The 13,613-nt window shown below is 67.1% G+C and carries 17 protein-coding genes and 1 other RNA gene; 10 read left to right on the plus strand and 8 right to left on the minus strand.

Translation table 11 applies throughout. From position 1 onward, the window contains the following. Positions 1-17 precede the first annotated feature (17 nt). The gene (locus tag DK26_RS11350) at positions 18-626 is read right to left on the minus strand and encodes a LysE/ArgO family amino acid transporter (protein WP_066471955.1); all 609 of its coding nucleotides are present in this window, start codon (positions 624-626) and stop codon (positions 18-20) included. A 94-nt stretch (positions 627-720) separates the two neighbouring features. On the opposite strand from DK26_RS11350, the gene DK26_RS11355 reads away from it, so the two are divergent. Next, positions 721-1,629, plus strand: coding sequence for a LysR family transcriptional regulator ArgP (locus DK26_RS11355; RefSeq protein ID WP_066471959.1), 909 nt, complete (start codon positions 721-723; stop codon positions 1,627-1,629). On the opposite strand, the gene DK26_RS11360 is transcribed toward DK26_RS11355, so the two are convergent. The 6 genes from DK26_RS11360 to DK26_RS11385 all read right to left on the minus strand — a co-directional run bounded on the left by DK26_RS11360 (position 1,613) and on the right by DK26_RS11385 (position 4,939). Next, positions 1,613-1,855 carry a ribbon-helix-helix domain-containing protein gene (locus DK26_RS11360; RefSeq protein WP_066471963.1) on the minus strand — a complete coding sequence of 81 codons (243 nt, stop codon included), beginning with the start codon at positions 1,853-1,855 and terminating at the stop codon, positions 1,613-1,615. The two genes, DK26_RS11355 and DK26_RS11360, sit on opposite strands and share 17 nt — an antisense overlap. Then, positions 1,852-2,052, minus strand: a complete 201-nt coding sequence (locus DK26_RS11365) for a DUF4169 family protein (RefSeq protein ID WP_066471965.1) — start codon at positions 2,050-2,052, stop codon at positions 1,852-1,854. Before DK26_RS11365 ends, DK26_RS11360 begins: the two co-directional genes overlap by 4 nt. A gap of 3 nt (positions 2,053-2,055) precedes the next feature. Next, entirely contained in the window at positions 2,056-3,450 is a 1,395-nt protein-coding gene (gene fumC, locus DK26_RS11370) for a class II fumarate hydratase (RefSeq protein WP_066471967.1), read from the minus strand. 9 nt (positions 3,451-3,459) lie between these two features. After that, a complete protein-coding gene (locus DK26_RS11375) occupies positions 3,460-4,077 on the minus strand; it encodes a ClpXP protease specificity-enhancing factor SspB (protein ID WP_066471968.1) in 618 nt (205 codons plus the stop codon). Positions 4,078-4,188: 111 nt separating this feature from the next. After that, positions 4,189-4,574: a transfer-messenger RNA gene (ssrA, locus tag DK26_RS11380) on the minus strand. Positions 4,575-4,666: 92 nt separating this feature from the next. Further along, positions 4,667-4,939 carry a PepSY domain-containing protein gene (locus tag DK26_RS11385; protein WP_083533145.1) on the minus strand — a complete coding sequence of 91 codons (273 nt, stop codon included), beginning with the start codon at positions 4,937-4,939 and terminating at the stop codon, positions 4,667-4,669. Between the two features lie 231 nt (positions 4,940-5,170). Here DK26_RS11385 and DK26_RS11390 point away from each other — a divergent pair, with 231 nt between their 5' ends. The 8 genes from DK26_RS11390 (at position 5,171) to DK26_RS11425 (ending at position 11,738) form a co-directional block, all read left to right on the plus strand. Continuing rightward, on the plus strand, positions 5,171-5,965 hold the full coding sequence (locus tag DK26_RS11390; protein WP_066471971.1) for a thymidylate synthase: 795 nt from the start codon (positions 5,171-5,173) through the stop codon (positions 5,963-5,965). Further along, on the plus strand, positions 5,962-6,444 hold the full coding sequence (locus DK26_RS11395) for a GNAT family N-acetyltransferase (protein WP_066471974.1): 483 nt from the start codon (positions 5,962-5,964) through the stop codon (positions 6,442-6,444). The genes DK26_RS11390 and DK26_RS11395 overlap by 4 nt, the downstream gene beginning before the upstream one ends. A gap of 16 nt (positions 6,445-6,460) precedes the next feature. Continuing rightward, positions 6,461-6,976: a dihydrofolate reductase gene (locus DK26_RS11400; protein ID WP_066472626.1), complete on the plus strand. Its 516-nt coding sequence runs from the start codon at positions 6,461-6,463 to the stop codon at positions 6,974-6,976. Positions 6,977-7,144: 168 nt separating this feature from the next. Continuing rightward, the gene (gene hflK / locus DK26_RS11405; protein ID WP_066471976.1) at positions 7,145-8,317 is read left to right on the plus strand and encodes an FtsH protease activity modulator HflK; all 1,173 of its coding nucleotides are present in this window, start codon (positions 7,145-7,147) and stop codon (positions 8,315-8,317) included. Further along, positions 8,314-9,246 (plus strand): protease modulator HflC, encoded by a 933-nt coding sequence (locus tag DK26_RS11410; RefSeq protein ID WP_066471978.1) that lies wholly within the window; start codon positions 8,314-8,316, stop codon positions 9,244-9,246. The genes hflK and DK26_RS11410 overlap by 4 nt, the downstream gene beginning before the upstream one ends. A gap of 23 nt (positions 9,247-9,269) precedes the next feature. Continuing rightward, positions 9,270-9,455 carry a DUF2065 domain-containing protein gene (locus tag DK26_RS11415; protein ID WP_066471979.1) on the plus strand — a complete coding sequence of 62 codons (186 nt, stop codon included), beginning with the start codon at positions 9,270-9,272 and terminating at the stop codon, positions 9,453-9,455. 261 nt (positions 9,456-9,716) lie between these two features. After that, a complete protein-coding gene (locus DK26_RS11420; RefSeq protein ID WP_083533147.1) occupies positions 9,717-11,243 on the plus strand; it encodes a DegQ family serine endoprotease in 1,527 nt (508 codons plus the stop codon). 153 nt (positions 11,244-11,396) lie between these two features. Continuing rightward, complete coding sequence (locus DK26_RS11425; RefSeq protein WP_066471980.1) at positions 11,397-11,738, plus strand: DHCW motif cupin fold protein; 342 nt, start codon at positions 11,397-11,399, stop codon at positions 11,736-11,738. 42 nt (positions 11,739-11,780) lie between these two features. Here DK26_RS11425 and serB read toward each other — a convergent pair whose 3' ends face one another. After that, positions 11,781-12,671 (minus strand): phosphoserine phosphatase SerB, encoded by an 891-nt coding sequence (gene serB, locus DK26_RS11430; protein ID WP_066471981.1) that lies wholly within the window; start codon positions 12,669-12,671, stop codon positions 11,781-11,783. On the opposite strand from serB, the gene miaA reads away from it, so the two are divergent. Beyond that, positions 12,639-13,610: a tRNA (adenosine(37)-N6)-dimethylallyltransferase MiaA gene (gene miaA / locus DK26_RS11435; RefSeq protein WP_083533178.1), complete on the plus strand. Its 972-nt coding sequence runs from the start codon at positions 12,639-12,641 to the stop codon at positions 13,608-13,610. The genes serB and miaA overlap by 33 nt on opposite strands. The last annotated feature ends 3 nt before the right edge of the window (positions 13,611-13,613 follow it).

Genomic DNA, 13,613 nt, shown 5'->3' on the forward strand with positions numbered 1-13,613 from the left:
TCTGCTGGCTTGTCGCCTCAGCTTCCCCGGATCAGCTTGAAGGCGATCGCCCACATGGTGGCCGCGACGATGCCGTCGAGAATGCGCCAGGCCGCCGGATTGGCGAAGAGCGGGCGCAGCCAGCGGGCGCCGTAGCCGAGCCCGAAGAAGAACAGGAAGGAGGCGGTCATCGCGCCGGCGGCGAAGATCAGCTCCTGCCCGGGAAACTGGCTGGCGATGCTGCCGATGAGCAGGACCGTGTCGAGATAGACATGCGGGTTGAGCCAGGTCAGGGCGGCGCAGGTCGCGAGGCTCGCCGAGAGGCTGGCGCCGCCGGCGGTGCCGACCGCCAGGGCCTCGGAAGAGCGGAGCGCCGAAAGCAGGCTTCGGGTGCCGTACCAGATGAGGAAGGCGGCGCCGCCATAGCGTAGCGCCGGCTCGAGCAAGGGCAGCATCGCCGTCGCCTGCCGCAGGCCGATGACGCCGGCGAGGATCAACACCGCATCGGAGAGGGCGCAGGTCAGGCAGACCGCGAAGACATGTTCGTTACGTAGCCCCTGCCGCAGCACGAAGCTGTTCTGCGCGCCGATCGCGACGATCAGGCTGAGGCCCATGGTGAAGCCGGTGACGTAGACGGAAAAGGGCATCGTTGCGGGTTCCGGTTTGCCCGCCCCGCCTAGGCTCGATCACGGCCTTAGTGTAGTTAAATCTGATAACGCCAATTAAGTCAGGCTAAGGTTCATGCTCGACTATCCGGCGCTGCAGGCCGTGTCCCTCGTCGTTCGCACCGGTAGCTTCGAAAGGGCAGCTCAGGCCCTGAACGTCACGCCTTCGGCCGTCTCGCAGCGCGTCAAGCAGCTCGAGGAGCGGATGGGCACGGTGCTGATCGTCAGGGGGCAGCCCTGCACGGCGACCGAGCGGGGCGAATGGCTCTGCCGCCACATGGAGCAGGTCGGGCTGCTCGAGCGGGACCTGATGGAGCGGCTGCCGGCCCTGGCCGAGGACGGTGCGGCGGTGCAGCGCGTGACCTTGCGGGTCGCGACCAATGCCGACAGCCTCGGAACCTGGTTCTTGCGCGCCGTCGCGACCTTCGCGGAGCACAGCCCGCATCTGCTCGACATCGCCGTCGACGATCAGGAGCATACCGCCGAGTGGCTGCGGCGCGGCCGTGTGCTCGCCGCGGTCACGGCACTGGCACAGCCGATCCAGGGCTGCCGCGTCATGCCGCTCGGCTCGCTCCGCTACCGCGCGACGGCGAGCCCGGATTTCGTCGCGCGGCATTTCCCCGAGGGCGTGACATTGCACGCACTCGCGCTGGCACCCTCGCTGGTCTTCAACCAGAAGGACCGGCTGCAGCGCCAGTGGATGCAGCTCGCCTTCGGTGCGAGCCCGGATCATCCCGTCCACTGGGTGCCTTCGACACAGGGCTTCGTCGATGCAAGCCTTCTGGGCATCGGCTGGTGCGTCAATCCCGAACTTCTCGTGAAGGATCATATCGCCGCCGGGCGGCTGCGCGAGCTCGAGCTCGGCAGGCCGCTCGACATTCCGCTGTTCTGGCAGGTCAATCGGATCGCGTCGGACCGGCTGGCCGATCTCACGCGCGCCGTGGTCGAGACGGCACGCCGGGTTCTGATCAACCCGCAGGGCTGAGCGACGCGGCTCCGGCGCGGGCGCGGTAATGCGCGAGGACGTGCAGGCGCAAGGCGGAGGAGAGGTTGGCCTCGCCGCGGGCGAGGTCGATCTCGGCGACGAGGCTGGCGAGCGGTCGGCCTTCGCCGGCGGCGATCTCCTTCAGCGCCTCCCAGAAGGGTTCCTCGAGCGAGACGCTGGTGCGGTGGCCGGCGATGGCCAGTGAGCGCTTGCGCAGGGCGCTCACGCCTTGTCCTTGTCGTCCTTCGCCGCGTCCAAGCGGTGACCTTCGAGCCGGGCCGCCTGCAGCGCCTTCTCGGCTTCCGTCAGCTTGCGTTCGGCCTTGGTGCGGCCGAACTCGATCCGGTTATGCGCGGCCTGCGCTTCGGCCGTCGCGCGGTCGCGGGCCTTGCGGGCGCGGCGAAGATTGACGATGTCGGCCATCGCTCAGGCCGGGCCGAGCATGTGCCCGGGCACGACGGTGCGGTCGAACAGCGCCGCGTCGACGCCAGCCCTGAGCGCTTCCTCGCGCAGGGTCGTGCCGTTGTGATGGGCCGCCTTGGCGATGGCGGCGGCCTTGTCGTAGCCGATCGCGGGGGCGAGCGCCGTTACCAGCATCAGCGAGCGCGACAGCAACTCCTCCAGCCGCTCGCGATTGGGCTCGATGCCCTCGACGCAGTTGAGGCGGAAGCTCTCGGCTGCGTCCGCCAGAAGGCGCGCCGATTGCAGGAAGGCCTGCGCGATCACCGGCTTGAAGACGTTGAGCTCGAAATGGCCCTGGCTGGCGGCGAAGGCGATGGTCGCCTGGTTGCCGTGCACTCTGGTCGCCACCATGGTCAGCGCCTCGGCTTGGGTCGGGTTGACCTTGCCCGGCATGATCGAGGATCCCGGCTCGTTCTCCGGCAGGCTGAGCTCGCCAAGGCCCGAGCGCGGGCCCGAACCCATCAGGCGGATGTCGTTGGCGATCTTGAACAGATCCATGGCGAGCGCGGTCAGCGCGCCATGGCTGTAGGTCATCGCGCCATGGCTCGCCAGCGCCTCGAAGAGATTGTCGGCGGTGCGGAAGGGCAGGCCGGTCAGCCGCGCGATCTCGGATGAGAACGCCTTGGCAAAATCCGGATGGGCGTTGAGGCCGGTGCCGACCGCGGTGCCACCTTGGGCGAGCGCCAGCAGGCCCGGCAGGGTCTGCTCGATGCGGGCGATGCCGAGCTGGATCTGCGCGACATAACCGGAGAATTCCTGGCCGAGCGTGACTGGCGTCGCGTCCTGCAGATGGGTGCGGCCGATCTTGACGAGGTCGGCATAGGCCTTGGCCTTGACGTCGAGCGCGTCCTTGAGCCGGGTCAGCGCCGGCAACAGGTCCCGTGAGACCGCGAGCGCGGCGGCGATATGGATCGCCGTCGGGAAGCTGTCATTGGAGGACTGGCCCTTGTTGACGTGGTCGTTCGGGTGGACCGGGCTCTTGGCGCCGAGACCCGCGCCGAGGATCTCATTGGCGCGGTTGGCGAGGACCTCGTTGGCGTTCATGTTGGACTGAGTGCCGGAGCCGGTCTGCCAGACCACCAGTGGGAAATGGTCGTCGAAGCGGCCTGACAACGCCTCATCGGCGGCCTGGACGATGGCGGCCTCGACCTTGGCGTCGAGCAGGCCGAGGCGGGTGTTGACGATGGCCGCAGCCTTCTTGACCAGCACCAGCGCGTGCACGAGCGGCAGCGGCAGGCGTTCGGCCGGCCCGCCAATGCGGAAATTCTCGAGCGAGCGCTGCGTCTGCGCCGCCCAATAGCGATCGGCGGCAACGGAGATCGGACCGAAGGAATCGGTCTCGGAACGATACTCGGTCATGGCGGGATCTCAGGTTTTCTTGCGGAATGCGTCGAGGCTGACGACCTGGGCGCCGCCTTCCTCCTCGGTTTCCGCGGGCTTCTCGGCGGCTTCGGCAGGCGTCTCGCCCTCTTCGGCGGCTCCCGCCTTCAGCTTGACGGCCGGCAAAGCCTTCTGCGGAGTCTTACCGGCGAGCGCCAGCGGCACTGCGGGGGCGACGCTCGGCTCGGAGCCGGCACCGCGCGGGCCCTTCGGCGCCTCGGCGGCTTCCGCCTGCGCCTCGCCCGGAGCGTCCTGCGTCTCGAACTTCAGACCGAACTGGACCGACGGATCGAAGAAGGTGGTGATCGCGTCATAGGGGATCAGCAGACGCTCGGGCACGCCCGAAAAGGACAGCCCGACCTCGAAGGCGTGGTCGCTGACGTTCAGGTCCCAGAACTGGTGCTGGAGCACGATCGTCATCTCGTCCGGGTGCTTCTCGCGCAGCCGCTGCGACAGGCGCACGCCCGGCGCCGTGGTCCGGAAGGTGATGTAGAAATGATGGTCGCCCGGCAAACCGTCGCGGCCCGCCTCCGACAGAATCTTGCGGACGACTCCCTTGAGCGCGTCCTGGACCATCAGGTCGTAGCGGAGAATGTCCTGGGTCATCGGGTCCGGATTCCGTCTAGTCCATCATTGGAGAGCATGGCTCCCGCGAGACGACCGGTTCCCAGTTTTTTGCGCAACGCTCAACCGGCAGGCCGCCCTTCCTCCAAAAAAAGTGGAGGCTTCTGTTGCCAGGCGCCTCCGAGCCCCGCCTTACGTCGCTAAACGGAAGGACTTAGGTTTGGGAACCAGCACCGCTTACGCGGCGACAGCAACCCGAGCATTGTTGTCGTTGGCAACTATGCGTTAGCCCTGTAACGGCGGAACAATACCGGGCAAAAAGACGGCCTTTACACCCTCGTCGATCCTATTTCGCCCCCGCCGCAGCCCTGCACCCCGAGGGCTGCAAGTCTCCTGCCGCTCGCGCCGCAGGGCTGTGGTGGAGGCGCCGGGTACCGCCCCCGGGTCCGAAAGGCTTATTACGACGTCCGTTTATCGCCATAGCCGTCCTTGCGAACGGCAAAGCGAATATAGGCGCTGTGGTCGCGGGGGGGAAGAGAGCAGGACGGTTTTCCGGCTCATTTATCGCAAAGCACTGCGAGGGTTGCCCGAAAGAGACGCTTGTTTGCGGCGTTTCCAGACTGGCGAGCCCTCAGCGCAGCAGCGAGCCATCCCCGGCGTTCAGGTCGATCAGCAGTTCGTCGCCGGAAGGATCGCGCCCGGCGATCTCCCAGCGGCCGTCGAGAAGCGATATCTCCTCGACATGGACGAGTCCGTGGCCGAAGGCGATGATGCGGGCCTGGGCCTCGCTGATCTTGCCTACGGTTGCAGATTTGGTCTCCGGTGGATCTTTTGGGGCGGCGAGGGCCCCGCCGGCCATCAACGCCGCACTGAAAGCGGCAGCCAGCAACTTCATTCTGCTCATGATCCAATCCTCATCAGCACGGGCCGATTGTGCGCAGGCCCGAAGCGCCCCTTGTCTTCATCGGGCATTCAGATTGGGGCGCAGGTTCGGCATTGCAGCGGGGCAGACCGTCACAGGTGATGCCGTTTTCGTGAGCGCCTGCGTGTTGCTGCGGGGCCGCATGCGCAAACGTCTCTGGACGGCGCGGCAGCGGCTCTTTTGAAGCGCGCTCGAATCCGGCTAGATGCGGGCATGCGCCAGTATCACGACCTCCTGAAACGCGTTCTCGACGAAGGTGTCCGCAAGGACGACCGCACCGGTACCGGCACGCTTGCCGTGTTCGGCCACCAGATGCGCTTCGACCTCGCCGCCGGCTTCCCGCTGGTGACGACCAAGAAGCTGCATCTGAAGTCGATCATCCACGAGCTGATCTGGTTCCTGCGTGGCGACACCAATGTGCGCTACCTGCAGGATAACGGTGTCACGATCTGGGACGAATGGGCCGATGCGAACGGCGATCTCGGCCCGGTCTATGGCAGGCAATGGCGCTCCTGGCCGGCGCCCGACGGGCAGACCATCGACCAGATCGCCTGGCTGGTGAACGAGATCCGCCGCAACCCGGATTCGCGCCGCCTGATCGTCTCGGCCTGGAACCCGGCCGACATCCCAAAGATGGCGCTGGCGCCCTGCCATTGCCTGTTCCAGTTCTTCGTCGCGGACGGCAAGCTCTCCTGCCAGCTCTATCAGCGCTCGGCGGACGTCTTCCTCGGCGTGCCCTTCAATGTCGCGAGCTATGCGCTTTTGACCCATATGGTCGCGCAGGTGACGGGGCTCGGCGTCGGCGAGTTCGTCCACTCCTTCGGCGACACGCATCTCTACGTGAACCATCTCGATCAGGCGAAGCTGCAGCTTTCGCGCGAGCCGCGGGCGCTGCCGACGCTGAAGCTCAATCCGGCAGTGACGAAGCTCGAGGAGTTCCGCTTCGAGGATATCGCGATCGAAGGCTATGACCCGCATCCCGGCATCAAGGCGCCGATCGCGGTATGACGCTCTCCATTCGCCCCGCCCGGCCCGAGGACGCCGGCCTCGTACTCGGCTTTATCCGCGAGCTCGCAGAATACGAGAAGCTGCTGCACGAGGTCGTGGCCAGCGAGGCCGACATCGCCAGGGCGCTGTTCGAGCCCGAGCCCAAGGTCTTCTGCGATATCGCCGAATGGGACGGGAAGCCGGCCGGCTTCGCGATCTGGTTCTACACCTATTCGACCTTCACCGGCCGGCACGGCATCTGGCTCGAGGATCTGTTCGTGCGGCCCGAGCATCGCGGGCAAGGCATCGGCAAGGCGCTGATGGTGCGTCTCGCCAGGCGCTGCGTCGATGAAGGGCTCTCGCGCTTCGCCTGGTGGGTGCTGAACTGGAACGAGCCCTCGCGGGTGTTCTACCGCTCGATCGGGGCGGTGGCGCAGGACGAATGGACGGTGAAGCGCCTCGACGGCGAAGCGCTGGCGAGGCTGGCGCAAGGTGGCTAAGCCGGTGTCCGCAGAGGTGGCGAAACTCCCGGTCGTGCTCGTCGCGGCGGTCGCTGACAACGGCGTGATCGGCAGCGAGAACAGCCTGATCTGGCGCCTGAAGACCGATATGCGGCGCTTTCGCGCGCTGACCATGGGCTGCCCGATCATCATGGGGCGCAAGACCTTCCTCTCGATCGGCAAGCCGCTGCCGGGTCGGCACACCGTGGTGCTGACGCGCGATCCGGATTTCCGGGCCGAAGGGGTCGAAGTCGCGACTTCGCTGGAGGAGGCGCTGGCGCTGGCGCAGCGGCTCGGGGCCGAGAAGGGCTCTGGCGCCGTGATCATCGGGGGAGGCAGCGAGATCTATGCGCTTGCCCTGCCGCTGGTCGACCGGCTGGAGCTGACCTTCGTCCATGCCGCGCCGGAGGGCGACGCCGAGTTTCCGTCCTGGGACCGCGACGCCTTTCGCGAGACGTCGCGCAGCGACCATCCCGCTTCGGCGGAAGATGAGCACGCTTTCAGTTTCGCCAGCTTCGAGCGCCGCATTTGAGCCCTTTCGAGCGCCGGCGCGACAAATGGCTTACGACGAAAGGGGCTTGCGTCGTTGACGAATCCGTGGCCGATGCCCAAGTCACAGCGCATCGCGCCGCCCGGCGCTGACAATGAACTGCCGTTCGGTTATTGCACGGTCGGTATTAAAGTGAGGAACGGCTGAAGAATGCCTTGGAGCAACCAGAGCGGCGGTAGCGGGGGAAGCGGCGGCGGAGGTGGTCCTTGGGGCCAGCGCGGCGGCGGCGGCGGCAATGGCGGCGGTCCTTGGGGCGGCGGTCCTTCGGGCGGCGGCACGCCTCCCGATCTCGAGGAAATCATCCGGCGCGGCCAGGACCGGCTGAAGAACTTCATGCCCGGCGGCAATCTCGGCGGGCGCGGCGCGCTCCTGATCGGCCTCGGCCTCGTGCTCGTCTGGCTCGCTACCGGCGTCTATACGGTGCGCCCGAACGAGGTCGGCCTCAACCTGATCTTCGGCAAATATGTCGGCAAGACCGGCCAGGGCCTGAACTACAACCTGCCTTACCCGATCGGCAGCGTGATCAAGCCCCAGGTCACCAACGTCATCACCACCGAGGTCGGCTTCCGGACCGTCGAATCCGTGCGCGCTTCGCGCCAGAGCGACGTGCCCGAGGAAAGCCTGATGCTGACCGGCGACGAGAACATCGTCGACATCGACGTGATCGTGCAGTGGCAGATCGACCCGGGTGCGCCCGAGGCCTTCGTCTTCAACATCCAGGACCCGCCGGGAACCGTGAAGGCCGTGGCCGAGAGCGCGATGCGCGAGGTCATCGGCCGGCGCAACATCCAGCCGGTGCTGACCACCGACCGCGCCCAGATCGAGACCGAGGTGCGCCAGCTGATGCAGGACACGCTCAACTCCTATCGGGCTGGCGTGCAGATCAGGCTTGTCCAGCTCCAGAAGGTCGATCCGCCGCAGCAGGTCATCGACGCCTTCCGCGACGTCCAGGCGGCGCGCGCCGACCAGGAGCGCCTGCGCAACGAGGCCGAGACCTATGCCAACCGGGTCGTGCCGGAATCGCGCGGTCGCTCGGCGCAACTGATCCAGTCCGCCGAAGCCTTCAAGGACCAGACGGTCAATGAGGCGCTCGGCCAGATCAGCCGCTTCACCGCGGTCTACGAGCAGTACAAGAACGCGCCGGGCGTGACCCGCGAGCGTCTCTTCATCGAAACCATGGAGCGTGTCCTCGGCGGCATGGACAAGATCATCCTCGATCAGAACAAGTCCGGCAGCGGCGTCGTCCCCTATCTGCCTCTCTCCGAACTTGGGCAGCCCCGTCGTCCGGCCGGCCAGGCCCAGCAGCAGGGAGCGGTGCGATGAACGGCTTCCTTCGCGTCGGCGCGCTCGCGCTGATCGGCATCGCGGCCGTCGTGTTCTACGTCGCGACCTTCGTGGTGCAGCAGACCCAGTCGGCCATCGTGCTGCGCTTCGGCGCGGTGCGCAGCGTCGTCACTGCGCCCGGCCTCTATTTCAAGCTGCCGGCGCCCTTCGAGCAGGTCGTCTATCTCGACAACCGCATCCTCGACCTCGACCTGCCGGCGCAGGAAATCATCGCCGCCGACCAGAAGCGTCTCGTCGTCGACGCCTTCACGCGCTACCGGATCTCCGATCCGCTGCGCTTCTACCAGGCGGTCAACAACATCCCGCGCGCCAACTCGCAGCTGGCTTCGATCGTCAACGGTAACGTCCGTTCGGTGCTGGCCGAGGCGACCTTCACCTCGATGGTTCGCAACGACCGCTCGCGGCTGATGAACCGCATCCGCGACGATGTGAACCGCGAGGCGGCCCGCTTCGGCATGACCGTCGTCGACGTTCGTCTGCGCCGGGTCGACCTGCCGCAGGCCAACTCGCAGGCGGTGTTCCAGCGCATGCAGACCGAGCGTCAGCGCGAGGCTGCCGAAGCTCGCGCGCTCGGTGCCCAGCAGGCGCAGGAAATCCGGGCCAGGGCCGAGCGCGAGGCGACGATCATCGTGGCCGAGGCGCAGCGCAAGTCGGACGAGATTCGCGGCCAGGGCGAAGGCGAACGCAACCGCATCTTCGCCGAAGGCTTCGGCAAGGATCCGGAGTTCTTCGCCTTCTACCGGTCGATGCAGGCCTATGAAGCAAGCCTGAAGGCCGGGGATACGCGCATGCTGCTCTCGCCGGATTCGCCCTTCTTCCGCTTCTTCAACGATCCGGCCGGCGGCAAGCAGGGAGCGGCACCCGCCGCTGCCGGCGCTGCTCCGGCGGCCGGCGCCGCCCGGCCCTGATCTCAAGCGGGCGTCGGGGCGGCATGACGGATTTCCTCGCGGCATTGGGCCTGGTCTTCGCCATCGAGGGGATTCTGTTCGCTGCCATTCCGCATCTCGCCAAGGATGCGCTGCGCAGCGCGGCCGAGACGCCGCCCGATCGGATGCGGCTGATCGGCATCGTCTCGGCGATCGTCGGCGTGCTGCTGGTCTGGCTGGTGCGCGGTTAGGCCAGCGCTGACATCCGAGAAGCGGCTTTCGCTTTTCGGCCGGAGGCCGGGAGCGTGGCCGCTTCGCCGATCGAGGGCGATCGGCACCAAATTTTGACCGGCAGGCGGTATCCGCCTGCCGGTCGCTGCATTCGGCGGTCAGAAGCGCGTGATCGCGCAATCTTGCGTCGCCCTTCCGCCGCATTTTGGCGTTCTGAGTTGCGTTCAGATTTCGGCTGCGCTGCAATGCCAGCAAGGCGCGACCTTCTCACGAGGACATCGATGGCAAGCAAACTCTCCCATGCCTCCCGCCTGACGCGCGTCGCGCTCCTCGCCGGTGTCGCGCTCGGGGTGCCGCTTGCGGCGCCGGCATTCGGCCAGGCGACGGCAGCCTCGCCGCAGGTGCAGGGCCAGATTTCGCTGGCCGACCTTGCCGAGCGCGTGATGCCGGCCGTGGTCAACATCGCCGCGGTGACGACGAGCGAGACGCGCGGCCGCACCTTGCCGCAGCTGCCGCAGCTGGGCCCCGACACGCCGTTCGGCGATCTGTTCGAAGAGTTCTTCAACCGCCGCGGCCAGGGCCAGCAGAATCAGCAGGGCGAGCGCCAAGCCCCGCAGCAGCGCCGTTCGCAATCGGCAGGCTCGGGCTTCGTGATCGATCCGTCGGGAATCGTGGTGACCAACAACCACGTCATCGGCGATGCCAACGAGATCACGGTGGTGTTCGGTGACGGGCTGCGGCTCAAGGCCGAGGTGATCGGTAAGGACGCCAAGGTCGACCTCGCCGTGCTGCGGGTGAAGCACGACAAGCCGCTGCCCTTCGTCAAGTTCGGCGATTCCGACAAGATGCGGATCGGCGATCCAGTGATGGCGATCGGCAACCCGTTCGGTCTCGGAGGCTCGGTCTCGTCGGGCATCGTTTCGGCGCGCAACCGCGACATCAACCAGGGTCCCTACGACACCTATATCCAGACCGACGCGGCCATCAACAAGGGCAATTCCGGCGGTCCCCTGTTCAACATGGCCGGCGAGGTCATCGGCATCAACACCGCGATCCTGTCGCCGACCGGCGGCTCGGTCGGCATCGGCTTTGCCGTGCCGTCCTCGCTGGCGACGAACATCGTCGACCAGCTCAAGGAGTTCGGCGAGACCCGGCGCGGCTGGCTCGGTGTGCGCATCCAGAACGTCGATGACGCCACCGCCGAGGCGCTCGGCCTCGGTACGGCGCGCGGCGCTCTCGTCGCTGGCGTCGACGACAAGGGCCCGGCCAAGCCGGCGGGCCTCGAGATCGGCGACGTGATCGTCAAGTTCGACGGCAAGGACGTCAAGGATTCGCGCGACCTGCCGCGCATCGTGGCGGCGACGCCGGTCGGCAAGGACGTGCCGATGCAGGTGATGCGCAAGGGCAAGGAAGTCACCAAGACGGTCAAGCTCGGCCGGCTCGAGGATGGCGAGAAGGTCCAGCAGGCTTCGGCCAACAACAAGCCGGCAGAAGCTGCCAAGCCGGCCGTGACCTCGGCGCTCGGCCTCGAGCTTTCGGCCCAGAGCGAGGAGCTGCGCAAGCGCTACTCGATCAAGGACGGGCTGAAGGGCGTCGTCATCACCAAGGTCGACAGCAATTCGAACGCCGCAGACAAGCGCATCCTGGTCGGCGAGCTCGTCGTCGAGGTCGGCCAGGAGGCGGTGAACTCGCCCGAGGACGTGACCAAGCGTCTCGACGCCCTCAAGAAGGAGGGCAAGAAGTCGGCCCTGCTGCTGGTCTCGAACGGCCAGGGCGAAGTGCGCTTCGTCGCTGTGTCGATGAACTGAGCCCGGCTATCGACGGAAGATCCCGAGGGCGGCCGCAAGGCCGCCCTTTTTCTTGGCTGACCAGTGTCTGGCAGATCGGCGTCATCAGCCTTTTGCATTGGCAAGCGGGAACGGCAGCGGCCAGAGTTCCCGCAACTGCGGGAGAACTACCGGATGCGGATGAGTGAAATTCCCTTCGGGACGACCGACTGGTCGAGCATCGAGCCCGAATTCCATGCGGGTGAGCAGGGCCAGGCGAGCTGGCGCACCCGTCGTTTCGGTCCGGCGGACAATGCGATCCGGGTGCGGATGGTCGAGTATTCGCCCGGCTACGTCTCCGACCATTGGTGCGAGAAGGGCCATATCCTGCTCTGCCTTGAGGGCGAGCTTGAGACCACGCTGGCGGATGGCCGGGTCATGCTGCTGCAGCCGGGGATGAGCTATCAGGTCGCCGATGGCGCCGAGCCGCATCGGTCCCGGGCGCCGAAGGGCGCGCGGCTGTTCATCGTCGATTGAGCCGGTTGGCAGGCTCGCGCCTGGCCGGGGCGAAGCGTCCGGTCAGGTCTTGACGATTTCCTCGCCGCGATAGCCCTGAGCGTAGAGCAGGGCGGTCAGATCGGCATGGTCCAGTCGAGCGTCGGCCGCGGCGGCGACGGCCGGCTTGGCGCGGAAGGCGACACCGAGCCCGGCCTCGCCGAGCATGGCGAGATCGTTGGCGCCGTCGCCGACGGCGAGCGTTGCCTCGTTCGGCAGGCTGAAGCGGCTGCGCAATTCAACCAGCGTATCGAGCTTGGCCTGCTTGCCGAGGATCGGCTCGGCGACCTCTCCCTTCAACATGTGGCCTTCGCCGAGCAGGATGTTCGAGCGGTCCTCGTCGAAGCCGATCATCCGGCCGATCGGCCCGGTGAAGACGGTGAATCCACCTGAAACCAGTGCGGTGTAGCCGCCACGGGCGCGCATGGTCCGCACCAGGGCGCTGCCACCCGGCGTCAGCGTGATGCGCTCGGCGATGATCTCGTCGACGACGGTGAGCGGGATGCCCTTGAGCAGTGCGACGCGCTCGCGCAGCGCCGGCTCGAATTCGAGCTCGCCGCGCATGGCGCGCTCGGTGATAGCGGAGACCTTCTCCTTCAGCCCGACATAGGCGGCAAGCTCGTCGATGCACTCCTGGCCGATCATGGTCGAATCCATGTCGGCGAGGAACAGGCGCTTGCGCCGCGTCGCCGCCGGCTGGACGAGGATGTCGACGGCGGCGCCGTCGAGCGCTGCACGCAGCGTCGCTTCGAGCTTGCGCGCATCGCCGGCTTCCGCGAAGAGATCGGCCGCGATCTCGCCATCCAGGCGTTCGATCCGGGCCGGAGCGGGCGAGGCGGCGCGCAGGCGGGCGAGCAGCGCCTCGTCGAGCAGGGCCTGACCATGGGCGGAGACGAAGGTGGCAACGAGCGTCATGAGGGAGCCGGGCAGGAGGTGAGATACAGCGCGGTGCTCATCGCAGGTCCGACGGCGAGCGGCAAGTCGGCACTGGCCGTCGCGCTGGCGCAACGCTTCGGCGGCGGCGTGGTCAATGCCGACTCGATGCAGGTCTATCGCGATCTCCAGGTGATCACGGCGCGGCCGACGCCGGAGGAGATGGGCGATGTCCCTCACCATCTCTACGGCCATGTCGATGGTGCTACGAACCATTCGGTCGCGGCCTATGCCGCTGAGGCTGCTGCGTTGCTTGACACTCTGTCGGCGCAGGGGCGCCTGCCGGTGCTGGTCGGTGGCACCGGCCTTTATTTCAAGGCGCTGACCGAAGGGCTATCTGCAATTCCGCCGGTGCCCGAAGCGGTCCGCGTCGCATTCAGGGCTCATGCGGCCGAATGCGCAACCGACGCGCTGCATGCCGAGCTCGCTGATAAAGACCCGGAGATGGCGGCGCGGCTGCGCCCGAGCGATCGGCTGCGGGTAATGCGAGCGCTGGAGGTAATCGCCGCGACCGGCCGTTCGCTCGCCAGCTTCCAGGGCGAACGCCAGCCGGGACCGCTGGCAGGCCAGAAGCTGCTGCAGATCTTCCTGGCTCCGGAGCGGGAGCTGGTTCGGGAGCGGATCGACCGGCGCTTCGACGCGATGATGGCGGCAGGAGCGCTGGAGGAGGTCGCGGCGCTGCGTGAAAGGCAGCTCGATCCGCTGTTGCCGGTGATGCGTGCCCATGGCGTGCCCGGGCTGATCGCCTATCTCGACGGCACGCTTGCGCTCGAAGAGGCCGTGGCGCGAGGCAAGGCCGATACGCGCGCCTATGCCAAGCGCCAGGTCACCTGGTTCCGCCACCAGATGGAAGGCTGGCATGCCGTGGCGCCCGAGGCCGGGCTTGCCTTCGCCCTCGCCGAACTCGAACCGACGGGCTGAGCG

The organism is Allobosea sp. WAO (assembly GCF_001509835.1).
Classification (GTDB): domain Bacteria; phylum Pseudomonadota; class Alphaproteobacteria; order Rhizobiales; family Beijerinckiaceae; genus Allobosea.